The organism is Candidatus Caldatribacterium saccharofermentans, from assembly GCF_050267035.1.
Lineage (GTDB): Bacteria > Atribacterota > Atribacteria > Atribacterales > Caldatribacteriaceae > Caldatribacterium > Caldatribacterium saccharofermentans.
In genome coordinates this window covers 272,828-290,052 of the sequence record NZ_CP187957.1, presented here as the reverse complement: position 1 = coordinate 290,052, position 17,225 = coordinate 272,828, and the positions used below count along the sequence as shown (strand labels likewise).

12 protein-coding genes and 2 rRNA genes are annotated in these 17,225 nt (G+C 56.0%); 8 read left to right on the top strand and 6 right to left on the bottom strand.

Annotated elements, in window-relative coordinates; genetic code table 11:
* Positions 1 to 58: 58 nt before the first annotated feature.
* Positions 59 to 259, top strand: a complete 201-nt coding sequence (locus tag ACPT9Q_RS01490; RefSeq protein WP_427366052.1) for an integrase core domain-containing protein — start codon at positions 59 to 61, stop codon at positions 257 to 259.
* 262 nt (positions 260 to 521) lie between these two features.
* Here ACPT9Q_RS01490 and ACPT9Q_RS01485 read toward each other — a convergent pair whose 3' ends face one another.
* Positions 522 to 1,322 (bottom strand): alpha/beta hydrolase, encoded by an 801-nt coding sequence (locus ACPT9Q_RS01485; RefSeq protein ID WP_427366051.1) that lies wholly within the window; start codon positions 1,320 to 1,322, stop codon positions 522 to 524.
* Between the two features lie 552 nt (positions 1,323 to 1,874).
* Here ACPT9Q_RS01485 and ACPT9Q_RS01480 point away from each other — a divergent pair.
* The gene (locus ACPT9Q_RS01480; RefSeq protein ID WP_427366050.1) at positions 1,875 to 3,203 is read left to right on the top strand and encodes a hemolysin family protein; all 1,329 of its coding nucleotides are present in this window, start codon (positions 1,875 to 1,877) and stop codon (positions 3,201 to 3,203) included.
* Positions 3,178 to 4,707: a xylulokinase gene (xylB, locus tag ACPT9Q_RS01475; protein ID WP_427366049.1), complete on the top strand. Its 1,530-nt coding sequence runs from the start codon at positions 3,178 to 3,180 to the stop codon at positions 4,705 to 4,707. Before ACPT9Q_RS01480 ends, xylB begins: the two co-directional genes overlap by 26 nt.
* On the opposite strand, the gene ACPT9Q_RS01470 is transcribed toward xylB, so the two are convergent.
* The 5 genes from ACPT9Q_RS01470 to ACPT9Q_RS01450 are packed head-to-tail and all read right to left on the bottom strand — an operon-like array spanning position 4,704 to position 9,195.
* Positions 4,704 to 6,122: a polymer-forming cytoskeletal protein gene (locus tag ACPT9Q_RS01470; protein ID WP_427366048.1), complete on the bottom strand. Its 1,419-nt coding sequence runs from the start codon at positions 6,120 to 6,122 to the stop codon at positions 4,704 to 4,706. The two genes, xylB and ACPT9Q_RS01470, sit on opposite strands and share 4 nt — an antisense overlap.
* A gap of 36 nt (positions 6,123 to 6,158) precedes the next feature.
* Positions 6,159 to 6,707: a hypothetical protein gene (locus tag ACPT9Q_RS01465; RefSeq protein WP_427366047.1), complete on the bottom strand. Its 549-nt coding sequence runs from the start codon at positions 6,705 to 6,707 to the stop codon at positions 6,159 to 6,161.
* Complete coding sequence (locus tag ACPT9Q_RS01460) at positions 6,704 to 7,198, bottom strand: type IV pilus modification PilV family protein (RefSeq protein WP_427366046.1); 495 nt, start codon at positions 7,196 to 7,198, stop codon at positions 6,704 to 6,706. Before ACPT9Q_RS01460 ends, ACPT9Q_RS01465 begins: the two co-directional genes overlap by 4 nt.
* Before the next feature lie 13 nt (positions 7,199 to 7,211).
* The gene (locus tag ACPT9Q_RS01455) at positions 7,212 to 8,006 is read right to left on the bottom strand and encodes an SAM hydrolase/SAM-dependent halogenase family protein (protein ID WP_427366045.1); all 795 of its coding nucleotides are present in this window, start codon (positions 8,004 to 8,006) and stop codon (positions 7,212 to 7,214) included.
* 4 nt (positions 8,007 to 8,010) lie between these two features.
* Complete coding sequence (locus ACPT9Q_RS01450) at positions 8,011 to 9,195, bottom strand: MFS transporter (protein WP_427366044.1); 1,185 nt, start codon at positions 9,193 to 9,195, stop codon at positions 8,011 to 8,013.
* A 175-nt stretch (positions 9,196 to 9,370) separates the two neighbouring features.
* On the opposite strand from ACPT9Q_RS01450, the gene ACPT9Q_RS01445 reads away from it, so the two are divergent.
* From ACPT9Q_RS01445 to hemW, 5 genes are all read left to right on the top strand, one after another.
* A 23S ribosomal RNA gene (locus tag ACPT9Q_RS01445) occupies positions 9,371 to 12,384 on the top strand.
* Positions 12,385 to 12,425: 41 nt separating this feature from the next.
* Positions 12,426 to 12,542, top strand: a 5S ribosomal RNA gene (gene rrf / locus ACPT9Q_RS01440).
* 64 nt (positions 12,543 to 12,606) lie between these two features.
* The gene (gene murJ, locus ACPT9Q_RS01435) at positions 12,607 to 14,172 is read left to right on the top strand and encodes a murein biosynthesis integral membrane protein MurJ (RefSeq protein WP_427366043.1); all 1,566 of its coding nucleotides are present in this window, start codon (positions 12,607 to 12,609) and stop codon (positions 14,170 to 14,172) included.
* Between the two features lie 5 nt (positions 14,173 to 14,177).
* Positions 14,178 to 15,980, top strand: coding sequence for a translation elongation factor 4 (lepA, locus tag ACPT9Q_RS01430; RefSeq protein ID WP_427366042.1), 1,803 nt, complete (start codon positions 14,178 to 14,180; stop codon positions 15,978 to 15,980).
* Entirely contained in the window at positions 15,977 to 17,170 is a 1,194-nt protein-coding gene (gene hemW, locus ACPT9Q_RS01425) for a radical SAM family heme chaperone HemW (RefSeq protein ID WP_017872271.1), read from the top strand. The genes lepA and hemW overlap by 4 nt, the downstream gene beginning before the upstream one ends.
* Positions 17,171 to 17,225 lie beyond the last annotated feature (55 nt).

Here is a 17,225-nt window from a genome sequence, read left to right as displayed (position 1 = left end):
GCAGGAATACGGTATCAAGCTCTTCGTCCTTCCTCCAAGGTCTCCCAAGCTCAATGGGATGGTGGAACGGCTCAACCGGACCTTCCGGGAGGAGTTCTGGGCGCACTATGAGGATGAAGTAGATCTTGCAACCATGAGGTTCCACCTTAAAAGGTGGACGGAAGAGGTGTACAATAGGAAAAGACCACACTGGAGCTTGGGGTACAGGAGTCCCTGGGAGTACCTGAGAGACACTGGACTTGTTGAGTGTCCCACATGATGTGGACCTATACACCCCCTTGACAGAAAAAAGGGAAGGGTGTATTCTATAGTTGCCATGGGTTCCGAGGAATCGGAAGGTGGTCTGGGACCCTCCAGAGTCTCCCCGAAAGAGGAGATGAGGAGGAAGCCCGCAAAGAGGCGCAATGCCTCCTGAAAGCACCGGAAGGTTCGTTGGAGCCCATGGTCCTTTTTTGCCCTCTGTGTTCCCACGAGTTCCAGGCAGGAGCGCTGTAGAGTTCCCGGGGTGAGGAATCCCGAGTTCACCGCAGTGCGCTGAAACGTTCAAAGACCCTCTGGGGAATACGGTACCGGGGAAGGTAGAAGAGATTGTGCTCGGCGTGGAACCACTGGATTTCTTTTGGAGCACGGATTGCCCTGTAGAGCGCAAGAGTACACTCCCCCGGAACGATGGTATCCCGGGTGGCGTTGAAGAAAAAGACCGGGGTGTCAGCGAGTGCTTCTGCTGCGTTCACGGGGTCGAGGTCCTTCCAGGCTATGGCGACATCACGAACCGGTATGCCCCGTTTCCGGAGATCGTAGCGGATGTTTACGATAGAGTCGAGCATGCTCTCCTCAAAAAGGATTTCGATGTCTCCTCCGCCAACGACAAGGGCAATGCCCCTGAATTTCCCATAAAGCGCAGCGGTAACAGCACCCACAAGTGCCCCAAGGCTCACACCGAGAAAGAAGATTTCTCCCGGGCGGATGCTTTCGTGCGTTTCGAGGAAGTGAAGGGCAGAAAGGGCGTGCTCGAAGGTCCGGAGGAACGCCTGGTAGTCGTCCTCAAGGTCTGTCGAGAGAATGTCTCTGCCGTTGACCCTCCGTTCCCCGTGGTACTCCATGTCAATGGCCAGAGCCGCAAAGCCCCTTCGTGCTGTCTCGAGGGCAAAGAAGGTGAGGTTTTCTTTCGACCCCCGGTAGTGGTGGAGGAAAAGGATGGCAGGGTACGGTGGAGGGGCGTTCCGGGGTGTGAGGAAGAGGGCAGGAAGGCCAGGTTTGAGGAAGAAACGGAAGATAGTGTACTCCCTGTGTTCTCTGAAAGGCACAAAGTCCGCTTCCATAATCTTTGCTCCTTTCGGTCTTCTGGACTACGCTCTTGCTGCCGTCATGTTCCACAGACTCTCTATCTTCCTCGGCTCTTTCATCCGCAGGGGTGCACTTCTTGACGAAAGCCCGGAGAGCCGTCCTTTTTCCTCTCCGTCCACAGAGGTAGCCTCACCGAATACTACCACACTTTCACAGGCCGTTGGAAGCTCTTCGGAAAGGACTCCGGTTTTCCCCACGACCGTGAGGCACACTTTTGGGTACCGCAGGAGGTTGTCTATCCTGTGCCCTTCACTGACTTGCGCTGTGAATGGAGGTGGATTGGCCGTCTGGGGTTTCATGTACCGGTCAGGTGTCGTCTTTCCATTGCCCGGGCCGGTAAAAGGCCAAGGTGGCAAATCTTGCGAAGATGTGGTAAGATAAGGGACAAGACCAGAGAGGGAGAGGGGATACCGAAAGCAGTGTCTGAAAGCGAGGACCCGGACGAGCGGTTTTCTTTCCCCCTGTATCCCTTTAGGTTTCACCGGAGTGCCGCTTTTTGCCCTCACCTGTCCCGGAGGATGATGTAAGTGGAGTATCTGGGAACAATCCTGCTCATACTGCTTCTTGTTGCCATGAACGCCTTTTTTGCGGCTTCTGAGATTGCCCTGATTTCCACCCGGAGGAGCCGTATCCACCTGGCGAAAGGGAAAGGTTCGGAAAAGCAGCTTGAAGCGCTGCACCATCTTCTCGAGAACCCGAGTGAATTCCTGGCCACCATCCAGATTGGGGTAACCATGGCGGGGTTTTTCGCAAGCGCCACCGGTGCCATTTCCCTTGCCCGGAATCTCGGAAGGCGCCTTGAAGCCAGTGGCCTTCCAGTTCTTGCGATTTTTGGAGAAGAGATTGCTGTGATCTGCGTCACGGTTCTCATCTCTTTCGTTACCCTGGTCCTTGGGGAGCTTGTGCCGAAACGCCTTGCCATGGCGCATCCAGAGCGCCTTGCCCTTATTTCCTCCCGGTTCATCTTCTTCCTCTCCCGGGTCCTGCGCCCTGTGGTGGTTGCCCTCTCGGCATCCACGGATGTTATCTCCCGTCTCTTTGGGGTCACCCAGGAGACTGCAAGTTCTCTGAGCGATGAGGAGCTCAAGCTCTTCATCGCCGAGCAGCGGACACTTCCTTTGGAAGAGCGGCGGCTCATCAGCGAAGTCTTCGAGTTTGGGGATACCCTGGCATATGAGGTCATGACTCCAAGGACCGACATGGTGTGCATTGAGGAGCATGCTACCCTTGGGGAAGCTCTGGAGCTTTCGCTGAAGAGCCATTTTTCCCGCCTCCCGGTGTACCGGGAGGATATCGATAACATCATCGGTTTCGTCCACATCAAAGACATGCTCCCGGCGTTAAAAGAGGGTGACCTCGAGAAACCGGTGCGGGAAATCCTCCGTCCCATTCATTTTGTCCCTGCGACGAAGAAAGTCGTGGAGCTTTTGCGCGAGCTCCAGCAGCGGCGCATCCACATGGCCATCGTCCTTGATGAGTACGGAGGAACGGCGGGGCTTGTCACCATTGAGGACCTTCTGGAGGAACTCGTGGGTGAGATCCGGGACGAGCACGACCGGGAGGCCCCTCCGTACCGGAAGATTAGCGACCGTGAGTACCTTGTGGACGCCTCACTCCCCATAGAGACGGTGAACGAAACCCTGGGGGTACAGATTCCCGAAAGCGAGGAGTCCGAAACCCTGGGGGGTCTCGTTATGGAGCTCCTCGGGAAAATCCCTGAAGAAGGAGAAACGGTCAGCATCAATGGCTACAGGCTCAAGGTTGAGCGAATGAGGGGGAAACGCATCGCCACGGTACGTCTCACCGTTGAGGAGAGGGGGGAAGAGGACCATGGGGAAGCTCATCATCGCGCATGACCTGGGGACTACAGGCAACAAGGCCACGCTCTTTGACCCGGAGGGGGAGTGTCTGGCAAGCAGCTTCTTCGGGTACGAGACCTTTTACCCCGATGCGTTATCCGTCGAACAGGACCCGGAGGATTACTGGAAAGCGGTGGTTTTTTCCACGCGGGCCCTTCTTGAGAAAGCCAGGGTGAAAAAAGAAGACATCGGTGTTGTTTCCTTCTCCGGCCAGATGATGGGGGCCCTGCCGGTGGATGAGCGGGGTGAGCCTCTTGACCGGATTATTATCTGGGCGGACCGCCGGGGAGTGAAGGAGGTCGAGTGGGTCCGGGAGAGGATTGCTGATGAAGAAATTTACCGGATTACCGGACACCGATTGAGCCCCAACTATTCTCTGGCGAAAATCCTCTGGTTCCGGAACCACCGGCCTGAAGTCTACAGGAAGGCGCGGAAGTTCCTCCTGGCCAAGGATTTTGTGGTCTTCCGGCTCACAGGGCAGTGGGCAACGGATTTTTCCGACGCCTCCGGGACGAATCTCTTCGACATCACCGAAGAGCGCTGGTCCGCAAAGATTCTTGAGGCTGTGGGTATCGAAGAGGAGAAACTCCCACCCGTTTTCCCCTCTTTTGCCGTGGTAGGGGAGGTGACGAAAAACGCAGCCGAGGAAGTGGGGCTTTTACCGGGGACGCCGGTGGTGATTGGCGGCGGAGATGGAGCCTGTGCGGCCTGTGGTGCAGGAGTGGTCGAAGAAGGGCAGGCATACAACTACCTTGGTTCCTCCTCCTGGATTGCCCTGGCTTCCCGGAAACCTTTCTATGATCCTCAGATGCGGACCTTCACCTTCCACCACCTCGCCCCGGGGCTTTTCATGCCTACCGGAACCATGCAGGCCGCGGGAGGCTCATACCAGTGGTGCCGGGATGCCCTCTGCGGGGAAGAAGTGAAGGCAGCGGAAAAACTCGGGGTGAGTCCTTATGTGCTCATGGACCTTGAGGCGGGAAAGGTTCCGGCAGGAAGCGAAGGCCTCCTTTTCCTCCCGTACCTTCTGGGGGAGCGGGCTCCCTGGTGGAACCCCCATGCCCGGGGGGTGTTCATCGGGCTTACCCCAAGGCACACCAGAGCCCACCTGATTCGGGCCGTCCTTGAGGGTGTGAGCCTGAACCTCCGGATTATCCTTGATGCCTTCCGGGAACAGGGGCTCAGAATAGCAAACATGCGCATCATCGGGGGCGGGGCAAGGGGGGATTTTTGGGCCCAGATGCTTGCCGACGTCTTTGGTCTTGAGGTCCTTCGCCCCGTGTACCGGGAAGAGGCGACTTCCCTTGGTGCGGCCATTTGCGGAGGGGTGGGGATAGGGCTCTACCGGGGGATTGAGGTAGCAAAGGAGCTTGTGAGAATCCAGGACCGATTTGCACCACGGGAAGAGGAGAAAAGCGTGTACGACCGGATTTACCCCACCTTTGTGAGGAGCTACCTCGCCCTGTGTGAGGTGTTTGAGGAGCTGGGTGGGAAGGATTAGGGAGAAGGAGAGGGAGAAACGGCCTCTTCCCACCCGGTGATGGCCAAGGGGACTGGAAGAGCGGTGGAGCTGGGGCCACTTGAAGAGCCGGTGGATCCTGAGCCGTCTGATCCTGAGCGGAAAAGTTCGCCCAGGGCATCGATGAACTCCTGGGGAGGGGTATGGTACGTTACAGATGCGCCTCCGCTGGCAGAAAAGCTCTTTGCTATAATGGTCCCTTTTACTTTCCCACTTCCCTGAAGGGTTACCGCTGCGTTTGGAGCGTAAATTGCCCGCACGTAAGCGCTTGAGTCACCGTCGATGGTGACCTGTGTACCACCAGTGAGAAGATTACCGATGACTTTCCCGCTGTTGCTGATGTTCACGTTTGCCGATGCGGCGTAAATGTTTCCGGCAAAGCGAACGTCGTTGGGGAAGCTCAGGGCTGTTCCACTGTAGTACATGAAAAGTTGAGAAGGATTTCTGGGGTTGTTGTTATTGTCCACGTTGACACCACCACCGTTATCGAGGGTGACTGTCTGCTCAACGTAGAGAACCAGGGTTCCCGTCCCCTCCAGGATAATCTTCCCGCTTCCGGTGACTTTAAGGTTTTTGACCCTTAAGATTCTTTTGCCTGTCCCAACGTTTATGACCAGGGTACTTTGCACCTCCAATGTGTCGTACTGGCCGTCTTCGGTGATGTAATAAGGTGGTGCAGGCCACCAGCCGGCTACGAAGCTTCCTCTGGCAGGGAGATTACTGGGATACTCAGGGAAGGGCGGGAGGGTGTACTGACGGATGCTGTCAAGAGTACTGTGGCCTCCGGAGATGAAGTAGCCAAGGCTTTCCCAAGATGGGTAGGATATGGCATTCTGGTTCCCACCTGGACCCACGTACGCTATGCCATAAATGCGGGGGTTGCCGCTCAGGGTTATGCTTCCTGGGGCTGTGGAATTCACTCCCGCGTTACCGCTGATGATTGCGCTTCCGCTGAGTGAAATGGACGTGCTGGCGAAGACGGCCATGTCGAGGGGAGGAATGGGTGAGGGAGTTGGTGAGGGAGTTGGGGAAGAGGAACAGCTTACAGTTACTTGAATGCTGATCTCCTGTCTTCCGGCTTTCCCTGTGGAGATGATGTTAGCCTGAGAGCCATCAAACGTCACGGAGTACCAGTAAGATCCTATCGGCGATCTTACTGGAAAGCTTACAGGACTCGTTGTCGGGATTACTTGGCATCCTTCTTCGGTGAGTTGCTTCAAAGCCCTTTCTACTCCCGCTTCGGCGAGGTAATGCGCCTGGTTCCTTTGAGCTATCAGCATGGTTCTCTTATACCCACCAACCATGAGATTTGTGCCGAAACCGATGAGGAGTACAAACACGGTGGCTATGACGAGAAAAGTCAGTAATACTGATCCCTCTTCACGCTTTCTCCGCATAGGGGTCTATCCCTCCTTGTAGTAGTGGAAGACAAATTACCCTGACACACGGCGATGGACGATAATGAACGAGAACTCTCGTTCTTCGAGATCATTCTTTCCCTTCCCGGTTTGAGAGAGGTACTGCACCGGTAATTTCACGAAAACGTAATCAGGATTGCTTACCCCGGTTGGGGAGAAGAACTCCCCGCTTCCCTTTTTAACACCCCGAAGCAGCTTTTTCTCGCTATTCCCCTGGCTCCTTACAATCGCCCCAGCTCCGTTCTCCTCCTGGAATTTGTAGTAGATCCAGTCTCCACTCGAAGGAAGAATTTTTAGTTCCGTTCCTGTCGGATTAATCTCTATCAAGGCCGCACTCCGAACGTCTCGGGAGAGCCACACCACGAGGATGTTGACCTGGTCGATAACTTGCTGTTGTGTTAAGATGCTGCCCCCCTGGGGGATGTTCCTTCCCCCGACGGTGATACTCAGCAGGAATCCTCCAAGGGCCATGACAAGAAAAGCAAGGACAGCTACCGTCACGATAACTTCAAGAAGTGTTGTTCCTTGAGAGTCTGTCTCTTTTTCATTCCATAACTTTCTCATGTCCCACCCTTGCGGAGCGTTTGAATTCCTTTTTCATACACACGGGTGGCCACCCTGTACGTGCGTTCCTGCATTTCCCGGGAGATTCTGAGGAGTTCTTGCCATTTAATTTCGATTTCCACAACAAGTGTGTCGCCATTCGGGTTGTTATCCTCCCACCGTATTATGACACGAGACATTTCCTCTGCCTCCGGTGGAAGCGTTGAGGGGAGGGGATCGTCCCCGTAGAGAAATCTCCTGAAGTCGCTGTTATTTAGCTTCCATCCTTCGGCGTTCACTTTAGCTTTGAGTTCCTCGAAACTCTTCCCTCGGATCCGTTCCATAATATCCTGGGCAAGCACCGTTGCCCAGAGCGTATAATCCACGCTTGTCCGAACCTGGAGGAAACGCGAGAACAGCGGAGCTGCTGCTATAACGAAAAACCCAACGGCCACAAAAAGAACAACAACCTCAATGAGGCTCATCCCCGCTTCGGAGTAGGCCCTTGGCAATTTTCCTCTCTTTTTACCCCAGAACCACAACAATCTTCTCCCCACCTCTGCACCCCATCCTTGCCCTCGCACTCCCCTGGTTCACTGCAATCTCAAGAAATCCAGAGCTATCGGTGTGGATGAGGAGTTCTCCTTCGGCAACATCCCCATAGGTGCGGCAATAGATGGCAACGAATTCCCCTCCACCTTTTTTTATCGTCACCGTACTGAAAAACTTTAGGTCCTTGAGGAGTATTCCCGGAATATTGGTCTCCACGTTCCCGAAGCGGTCGAAGAACGCAACCTCTCCGATAATTTCTCCGTTCTCCTTCCGGGCTTTTTCGTAAGGAAGAAAGACCAGGCCCTCAAGCCGCCTTCCAAAAACACTCAGGTCCACGCCTTTTGCAAGGTACGCGCTCACCGGGGCAAAGATATCTCTTCCGTGGAATGAGAAAGAAGGAGCGGGTTTGTAGAAATACTCAGGATTTTCGAGTTTCACAATGCGGAGAATTTTGTCTTCCTCCGCCACCAGGGTGAAGAGCCCATTGTCCGGCCCCACGAAGAAATACCCGCTTTCCGTCTCAAAGGCGATGGCCTTTCTTTCAGTTCCCACCCCGTAGTCCACAACGGCCATGAAGACCGTCCCCCGGGGGAAATCCCGGTAAGCCCGGACAAGCACGTGCATGGCTTCCCGAACGTTAAAGGGTTCGACTTCATGAGTGAGGTCGATGATCTCCACCTCGGGGGCAACCTTTTTGATAACCCCCTTCACCACCCCCTGGTAGTAGCTTTTTGTCCCCCAGTCGGTAAGAAGGACCACGAGCTTCATGTGCTCACCTCAGCGCAAAAGCAAGAAGGAGCGCAGCCAGGAGGCTCATACTTCCACCAAAGAGAAAGGGTGCCTGGGGCCCGAAGGCGCTCCACAGCGTCCCGGCAACAAAAGAGGCAGGGAAGAGCCCGATACCAAGGAGTGTAGCGTGGAGCCCAAGAACGGTTGCCCGGGTGTCTTCCGGGGCAAGATCAGCAACGAGGGCTTTCGCCACACCCTCGGTCATACCGCTATAGCACCCGTAAGGGAGCATAGCCCAGACGATGGTGTGCGGGAGAAGCCCGATGAGGTAGTAGGAGAGGGCGTACAGGAAGAACCCTCCCGCAAGCACCCACTTTCTCCCCAGGCGGTCTGAGAGTACCCCTGCAGGGTACGAGGTGAGGGTGTAGACGATGTTGTAGAGGAGGTAGAGGAGAGTCACAGAAGCAGGGGAAAAGCCGATGTCCTTTTCCGCAGCCCGGAGGAGAATGAACTGGTTTGAGGAGTTTCCCAGGGTGAAGATGAGGGTGGCCAGGAGGAAAATCTTCAACCGCAGGTCCAGGTCTCTCCAGAGGGCAAAACGCAGCGGGCGAGAAGACCAGATTCCCTTTCCCGTTTCTGTGCTCAGGAAAAGCACAAGGACCCCAAGAACAGCCGGAACAAGGCTTACGAGGATGATGAAGCGGAAGGTGGGAATGTACCGGGAAAGGTCCAGGGCTTGAGTTCCTCTCTGGAATCGGGAAAGCAAAAGATAAGTGAAGATGATGCCCAGTGTGGCTCCCAGGGTGTCAAGAGTCCGGTGGAGACCAAAAGACCTCCCCTGGGTATCCTGGGTTGCAGATTCTGCAATCATGGCATCCCGCGGAGCGGTACGGATGCCCTTGCCAAAGCGGTCCACAACGCGCCCGGCAAAAATCATCGGCCATCCCGAAGCGAGGAAAAAGAGAGCCTTCCCGAAAGTTGAGAGGGCATAGCCAGATATTGCCAGGGGTTTTCTCTTTCCTACCCGATCGGCCAAAGCCCCCGAGAAGACCCGAAGAAGAGAGGCCAGCGACTCGGCCACTCCCTCAATGGCGCCGAGGGCAAACACTCCTCCTCCCAGGGCCCGAAGGTACAGGGCGATGACGGGATAGACCATTTCGCTGCTCACATCGGTGAAGAGTGAGGCCAGCCCCGTGATGAGGATATTGCGGTGGAGTTTCCCGGCCATGTTGCCTCCCCCCTCTTTGGAAGAGAATCTCTGCAGGAAGTGTACCACAAAATTTCTCTCTCACCCCTTGCAAAAGAACAGGAAACCGAGTAAAATACCACTTGCCCTGTTGGGCAAGCACCTTGACAAGTGAATACTGTCTGGGGAAAGCATCCTGCCAGAGTGCAAGGTTTGCGGTCAAGTTAGAAAGGGCACACGGTGGATGCCTTGGCGCCAGGAGGCGATGAAGGGCGTGGCTAACTGCGATAAGCCCCGGGTAGCTGTAAGCAAGCGATGATCCGGGGATTCCCGAATGGGGCAACCCACTGGGGCAAACCCCCAGTATCCTCCGCAAGGAGGAGGCGAACCGGGGGAACTGAAACATCTCAGTACCCCGAGGAAAAGAAAGCAACAGCGATTCCCCAAGTAGCGGCGAGCGAACGGGGAAGAGCCCAAACCCAGAGAGTGCCAAAGCCCCTGGGCGTTGCTCTCTGGGGGTAGCGGGACGGAGAAGGGCCAAGCCAGGGTGCGGCCAGAGAGTTACAAAGAAGCGTCCGAGCCGAAGAGGACTGGAAAGCCTCGCCAGAGAGGGTGATAGCCCCGTAGGTGAAGGACGGCTTCCTCTCGGTTCTCCGCTCCCAAGTACCACGGTCCACGCGGAATTCCGTGGGAATCCGGGAGGACCACCTCCTAAGGCTAAATACTCCCTGGCGACCGATAGTGCACCAGTACCGTGAGGGAAAGGTGAAAAGAACCCCGGAAGGGGAGTGAAAGAGAACCTGAAACCGTGTGTCCACAATACGTGGAAGGACCATGGAGGAGACGTAGTCTCTTCCGGTTCGACTGCGTGCCTTTTGGAGAATGAGCCGGCGAGTTACGGAGGCTGGCAAGGCTAAGCACCTGAGGTGCGGAGCCGGAGGGAAACCGAGTCCGAACAGGGCGCAGAGTCAGTCTCCGTAGACCCGAAGCCAGGTGATCTACCCATGGCCAGGGTGAAGTGGGGATAACACCTCATGGAGGCCCGAACCGGTGTGGGTTGCAAACCGCTCGGATGAGCTGTGGGTAGGGGTGAAAGGCCAATCAAACCTGGAGATAGCTGGTTCTCCCCGAAATAGCTTTAGGGCTAGCCTCCGGTGGTGAGGAGAGGGGGTAGAGCACTGGATGGGCTAGGGGGCTTACCCGCCTACCAAACCCAACCAAACTCCGAATACCTCTCCTTGGAGCCGGGGAGTCAGACCGCGGGGGATAAGCTCCGTGGTCAAAAGGGGAACAGCCCAGACCGCCAGCTAAGGCCCCCAAATGCAGGCTAAGTGGGAAAGGTGGTGGCGTTGCTGAGACAGCCAGGAGGTTGGCTTAGAAGCAGCCATCCTTTAAAAAGTGCGTAATAGCTTACTGGTCTAGCGACGCTGCGCCGAAAAATTCTCGGGGCTCAAGCCTGCTGCCGAAGCTGCGGAACAGGAAGAACGCTGTTCTTCCTGTTGGTAGGGGAGCGTTGGGTAGGCCGTTGAAGCGGGACCGTGAGGACCCGTGGAGGTATCCCAAGTGAGAATGCCGGCATGAGTAGCGATAAAGAGGGTGAGAATCCCTCTCGCCGTAAGCCTAAGGTTTCCTGAGGAAGGTTCGTCCTCTCAGGGTAAGTCGGATCCTAAGCCGAGGCCGAAAGGCGTAGGTGATGGGCAGCCGGTTGATATTCCGGCACTACCTGCCACCGTTTGAGGATGGGGGGACGCAGGAGGGTAGGCGAGCAGCCTGGAGGAATAGGCTGTCTAAGCCCGTAGGCGGAGGGAGGAGGCAAATCCCCTCCCTCGCAAACGCCGAGAGGTGATGGGGAGCCCCTACGGGGGCGAACTCGCCAATCCCCCACTGCCAAGAAAAGCCTCTAACGATGGGCGGCAGGTATCCGTACCGCAAACCGACACTGGTAGGTGGGATGAGTATTCTCAGGCGCGCGAGTGATCCCCCGTTAAGGAACTCGGCAATCTGACCCCGTAACTTCGGGAGAAGGGGTGCCCCGCTAAGGTGAGAAGCCCTGCGCTTCGAGCCTGAGGGGGTCGCAGGAAATCGGCCCTGGCGACTGTTTACTAAAAACACAGGGCTCTGCTAAGCCGTAAGGCGACGTATAGGGCCTGACGCCTGCCCAGTGCTGGAAGGTTAAGGGGAGGGGTTAGCCTGATTCGATCAGGCGAAGCTCCAAACCGAAGCCCCAGTAAACGGCGGCCGTAACTATAACGGTCCTAAGGTAGCGAAATTCCTTGTCGGGTAAGTTCCGACCCGCATGAATGGCGTAACGACTGGGGCGCTGTCTCGACGGGGGGCTCGGCGAAGTTTCAATGCAAGTGCAGATGCTTGCTACCCGCGACTAGACGGAAAGACCCCGTGAACCTTTACTGCAACCTGATATTGCATCCGGGTGTGTCTTGTGCAGGATAGGTGGGAGGCGGAGAAGTGGGGGCGCCAGCTCCCATGGAGCCACCCTTGAGATACCACCCTTGACATATCCAGATGCTCACCTGCGGGAGTTATCCTCCCGAGGGACAGTGTCAGGCGGGCAGTTTGACTGGGGCGGTCGCCTCCTAAAAGGTAACGGAGGCGCCCTAAGGTTCCCTCAGCACGATTGGAAACCGTGTGGTGAGTGTAAGGGCAGAAGGGAGCCTGACTGCGAGAGGGACGCCTCAAGCAGGGACGAAAGTCGGGCCTAGTGATCCGGTGGTGCCGTGTGGAAGGGCCATCGCTCAACGGATAAAAGGTACTCCGGGGATAACAGGCTGGTCTCCCCCAAGAGTCCACATCGACGGGGAGGATCGGCACCTCGATGTCGGCTCGTCGCATCCTGGGGCTGGAGCAGGTCCCAAGGGTTGGGCTGTTCGCCCATTAAAGCGGTACGCGAGCTGGGTTTAGAACGTCGTGAGACAGTTCGGTCCCTATCTGTCGCGGGCGCAGGATACCTGAGGGGAGCTGTCCCTAGTACGAGAGGACCGGGATGGACGGACCTCCAGTGTTCCAGTTGTCCTGCCAGGGGCATCGCTGGGTAGCTGTGTCCGGATGGGATAAGCGCTGAAAGCATCTAAGCGCGAAGCCCACCCCAAGATGAGGTATCCCACTGGGTCGACCAGGTAAGACCCCGGGAAGATGACCCGGTTGATAGGCCCCAGGTGGAAGGGTGGTAACACCTTGAGCCGAGGGGTACTAATCGGTCGAGGACTTGACCGCAAAGGCTTCATCGCAGGATGCTTCCCCAGAGAGAAAGGTCTCCCGGTGGCCATAGCGGAGGGGAAACACCCGGAACCATTCCGAACCCGGAAGTTAAGCCCTCCAGCGCCGATGATACTGCCTGGGGAACTGGGCGGGAAAGTAGGACGCTGCCGGGAGTAAAAGGCCGGAGAGCAATCTCCGGCCTTTTTTGTATTCATCGTTATTTCTTAGGAGAGAGGTATGAGAGAGACAGCGCTTCTCAAGAACACCGTAGTCATCGGTCTTGGCACCTTGCTGTCAAGGATTTCAGGGCTTTTGCGGGAAATCCTCATTTCCTCATTTTTTGGAGCCACCTGGGTGACCGATGCATTCCTCATCGCCTATACCATACCGAACCTCCTGCGAAGGCTTTTCGCCGAAGGGGCGTTGAGCACTTCTGTAGTGCCGGTTTTTTCCCGGTACTTCGTTGTCCCTTCCTCTTCAGAGGAGCGGCCTCAGGACTTCATCTCCTCAGTGTTCAGTGGTTTCACCGTGATCGTCACTCTGGTGTGTGTCCTGGGCATGGTTTTCTCCCCTCTGATTGTTCGCCTTGTGGCCCTTGGTTTCCGGGGTGATCCAGCCAAACTCCTTTTCACCACCCGTTCAACGCAGATAATGTTTCCCTTTTTGCTGCTCATTTCCTGGTCCGCACTGCTTATGGGGTTTCTGAACACCCTGCACATCTTCAGCTGGTCAGCAGTGGCTCCCTTTTTCTTCAACTTGGGAACCATTGTGAGTATCCTGGCCTTCCGGCGCATTTTTGGTCCTTACGCGCTTGCCTTTGGGGTCGTTCTTGGAGGGCTCTGGCAGTTCCTTTTCCAGATTCCACCGCTCCGGCAGAAGGGCTTTACCCTCAGGATACGGTGGCGCTTCTTTCGCGATCCAGGGTTCCAAGAAGTGCTCAAGCTCATGCTTCCTGTCACCTTTGCCCTTGCCGTTTCCCAGGTGAATACCCTTGTGGACCGGATTGTGGCCTCTCTCTGCAGGGAGGGGGCAGTCTCTGCCCTGTATTTTTCAGACCGTCTCATGGAGTTTCCCCTGGGAGTGTTTGGGGTGGCCCTCTCGGTCGCCGTTTTGCCCTCCCTTTCACAGAACGTGTGGATGGAGAACATGGAGGAATGGCAGGGAACGCTCTGGCAGGGGATACGGTGGGTACTCTTTTTCATGCTCCCCGCGGTGGTTTTCCTCATGGTTTTTCCTTTACCTCTGGTGAACCTGGTATACCGGCGAGGAGTGTTTGACCATCTGGCGGCGGAGATGACGGCAGCGGCGCTTTTCTTCTACGCTCCCGGCCTGCTCTTTTTCGCCCTCAACCATCTTCTGACCCGCGCCTTCTACTCCCTTCGCGACACCAGGACCCCTGTGAAGATTGGCCTTTTGAGTGTGTTGCTCAACGTTGTTCTGGATCTGTGGCTTGTGCGATTCCTCGATTTTCAGGGAGTTGCCCTGGCCACGTCCTTTTCGGCTTTCTTTCAGTTCACACTCCTTGTATACTTTTTACGGCAGAAGACAAAAATCGGGGTGTTCTTGCGTTTCCCCCGGGGCTGGCTCTGGAAAGCGGGGGTACAGCTTGGGGTGTTCGTCCTGGGTTGCGTATGTGTTGCCAGAACCACAATGCACAGGTCTCTTTGGGAGTTTGCTCTCGGGGCGTTCTTTCTCTGGGTTCTGTACCTTGCTCTGCCCTTCCTTTTAGGGATGGACGAGCGGAAGGTGCTTCTGGCTATGTTTGGAGATGTTCGCAGGGTTTTCCGACAGCTCGGAGGGTAGGGACGGTGGACAGGAAGTACATTCGGAACTTCTGTATCATCGCTCATATTGACCACGGGAAGTCCACGCTGGCTGACCGGATTCTCGAGCTCTGTAACGCTGTGCCAAGGGAACGCATGCGGGAGCAGTTTCTTGACCGCATGGACCTCGAGCGGGAACGGGGTATCACCATCAAGGCCAAGGCAGTGCGGCTCCGGTATGTTTCCCGGAACAAGGGACAGGAGTACCTCTTCCACCTCATCGATACCCCAGGACATGCCGATTTCAGCTATGAGGTTTCAAGGAGCCTTGCGGCCTGTGAGGGGGCGATTCTCCTGGTTGATGCCTCCCAGGGGGTTGAGGCACAGACCCTGGCTCATGCCCGCCTTGCCCTGGAACAGGGACTCACCATCCTTCCGGTCATTAACAAAATCGACCTTCCCTCTGCTGACCCTGAGCGGGCCATGCGGGAAGTTGAGGCTCTCCTTGGGCCGGAACATCTCCCCTTTACCCTTGTGAGTGCCAAGCACGGGGTGGGGGTGGAAGAACTGCTGGAGCGGGTTATCGAGTTCGTTCCCCCTCCGCGGGGAAGCGAAGAAGAGCCACTCCGGGCCCTCATCTTTGACTCCATATATGACCCGTACCGGGGCGTCCTGCCCTTCGTGCGGGTTGTTGATGGTGAAATACGGAAGGGCATAAGGATTCGCATGTTCTCCACGGGGAAAGAGTTTGAGGTGACGGGTGTTGGTGTGTTCACTCCTGATATGCAGGAGGTTGAGTCCCTTGGCCCAGGGGAAGTTGGGTACATCGCCTGCAACATGAAGAACATCCAGGACAGTAGAGTTGGTGACACCATTACCTCGGCAACCCGACCGGTGCCCCAGCCAATTCCAGGGTACAAAAAAGTGAAGCCCATGGTGTTTTGCAGTTTCTACCCCGTGGAGTACGAGAGCTACGAGAGCCTCAAGGAGGCTCTGGAGAAACTCCAGCTCAACGATGCATCGCTGGTCTTTGAACCGGACTTCTCGGAGGCTCTGGGTTTCGGGTTCCGCTGCGGGTTTCTGGGGCTTTTGCACATGGAGATTGTGCAGGAGCGGATTGAACGGGAGTTCGGCATAGAAGTTGTGGCCACGGCACCCCATGTGGTGTACCAGGTGTTGACGAAAAAGGGGGAGGTGCTTGAGGTTCGTTCCCCGAGGGATTTCCCCTCCCCTGGGGAAATCGAGATGGCCGAAGAACCCTATATCGTGGCGAAGATTGTCGTGCCCTCACAGCACATCGGTGGCGTCATGGAGCTCTGTCAGTCCCGGAGAGGGGTATTCAGGGATATGCTGTTCCTCGACGAGAGAACCGTGCTCCTCACCTATGAACTTCCCATGGCCGAGGTCCTCCTTGATTTCTACGACCGCCTGAAAGCGGTAAGCCGGGGCTATGCGAGTTTTGACTACGAGTTTGCCGGGTATCGCCCGGCTGATCTTGTGCGGGTGGACATTCTGGTCAACCGGGAACGGGTTGACGGACTTTCTTTCATTTCCTGTCAGGAGAACGCGTACTACCGCGCCCGGGAGCTTGTGGGAAAGCTCAAGGAGATTATCCCGCGCCAGCTCTTTGTGGTTTCGATTCAGGCTGCCATTGGTGGGAGGGTCATCGCAAGGGAAGATATTCCGGCTCTCCGAAAGGATGTGCTCCAGAAGTGTTACGGTGGGGACGTCACACGGAAACGGAAGCTCCTTGAAAAACAGAAGGAAGGGAAAAAGCGGATGAAGGCCATTGGGAAGGTCCGCATTCCTCAGGAAGCCTTTCTTGCGGTTCTCAAGACGGGTTCATGAAGGAACTCGGTCTCTATGTCCACATCCCCTTCTGCCTTCGAAAATGTTCATACTGTGACTTCGTTTCCTATCCCTTCAGAGGAGAGGGAGAGGAGTTTTTCTCCCTTCTCTACGAGGAACTCAGGCTTAAGGTTCATGCCCTGCAGCTTGAAGGAAGAAGGGTTTGTAGCGTCTACTTTGGCGGGGGGACTCCATCGATTCTCGCCCCATCGCTTTTTGGGGATTTCCTCAGAAAACTCCAGTCGTACTTTACTCTCTCCTTCCCGCTTGAGGTCACCCTTGAGGTGAATCCTGAAACTGTCACCGAAGCACGGCTTCTTGAGTGGAGAGAAGCCGGAATCCTGCGCCTGAGCCTCGGTGTGCAATCCTTTGCCCCCCGGTATCTCTTCCTTCTCGGTCGGTCTGTGTCCCTGGAAACTCTGCACAGGACACTCCAGAAAGTTGTGGGAAGCGGATGGGAGAACTGGAATATCGACCTCATCTACGGCCTTCCTCTCCAGGACTTTGATAGTTGGGGAGAGGACCTCTCAGAGACCCTCCGGTATGCCCCACCCCATATCTCTGTGTACAACCTGACCCTGAGCCCTGCAGTTCCTCTTTTCTCCTTTTTCCGTCGCCATTTCCGCCTTTTCCCTTCCCCCGACAAGCAGGCTTACCTTTTCCGATTTGCCGAAGAACGACTTGCTGCGGCAGGGTACGTTCACTATGAAGTTTCGAATTTCGCCCGCCCGGGATATGAGTGCCAGCATAACCTCCTGTACTGGAGGAACGGGGAGTACCTGGGACTTGGGCCTTCGAGCTGGTCGCACATTGGAGGGAAAAGGCAGAAGAATGCCGAAACCCTCCGGGGATACCGGAAAGCTCTTGAGGATGGGAGATGCCCCATCGTCTTTGAAGAGGAACTCTCTCAGGAGGAAAAGATTTTTGAGGATTTTCTCCTTCTTCTTCGAACACGCCAGGGTGTTCCTCTTTCTCTTGTGCATTCCTTCAGGAATCAGGATTTGCTGAACCTCCTTTCAGCTTTTGTGGCTGAAGGACTTCTCCTTGAGGAGGATGGGCGACTGTACCCTTCGTCCTCGGGTTTTCTGCTTTTGCACCAGGTGCTTGCAGAGGTTTTCGCTCGCAGAGCAGCCTCCCCTCTACGGAATTTGCTGCACGGGGGAAAGCGCCGGCACTCCTTGGCAGAGTAACCTGAGCTTCGGGGAAGCCTGAAGCTGCTTGACTTTGTGCGGAGAGTGCACTATT

Bases quoted from the DNA above. Each gene is read 5' to 3' on its own strand.
- ACPT9Q_RS01490 (WP_427366052.1), top strand. From the start codon at position 59: ATGGTGGAACGGCTCAACCGGACCTTCCGGGAGGAGTTCTGGGCGCAC.
- ACPT9Q_RS01485 (WP_427366051.1), bottom strand. From the start codon at position 1,322: ATGGAAGCGGACTTTGTGCCTTTCAGAGAACACAGGGAGTACACTATC.
- xylB (WP_427366049.1), top strand. From the start codon at position 3,178: ATGGGGAAGCTCATCATCGCGCATGACCTGGGGACTACAGGCAACAAG.
- ACPT9Q_RS01470 (WP_427366048.1), bottom strand. From the start codon at position 6,122: ATGCGGAGAAAGCGTGAAGAGGGATCAGTATTACTGACTTTTCTCGTC.
- ACPT9Q_RS01465 (WP_427366047.1), bottom strand. From the start codon at position 6,707: ATGAGAAAGTTATGGAATGAAAAAGAGACAGACTCTCAAGGAACAACA.
- ACPT9Q_RS01455 (WP_427366045.1), bottom strand. From the start codon at position 8,006: ATGAAGCTCGTGGTCCTTCTTACCGACTGGGGGACAAAAAGCTACTAC.
- ACPT9Q_RS01450 (WP_427366044.1), bottom strand. From the start codon at position 9,195: ATGGCCGGGAAACTCCACCGCAATATCCTCATCACGGGGCTGGCCTCA.
- murJ (WP_427366043.1), top strand. From the start codon at position 12,607: ATGAGAGAGACAGCGCTTCTCAAGAACACCGTAGTCATCGGTCTTGGC.
- hemW (WP_017872271.1), top strand. From the start codon at position 15,977: ATGAAGGAACTCGGTCTCTATGTCCACATCCCCTTCTGCCTTCGAAAA.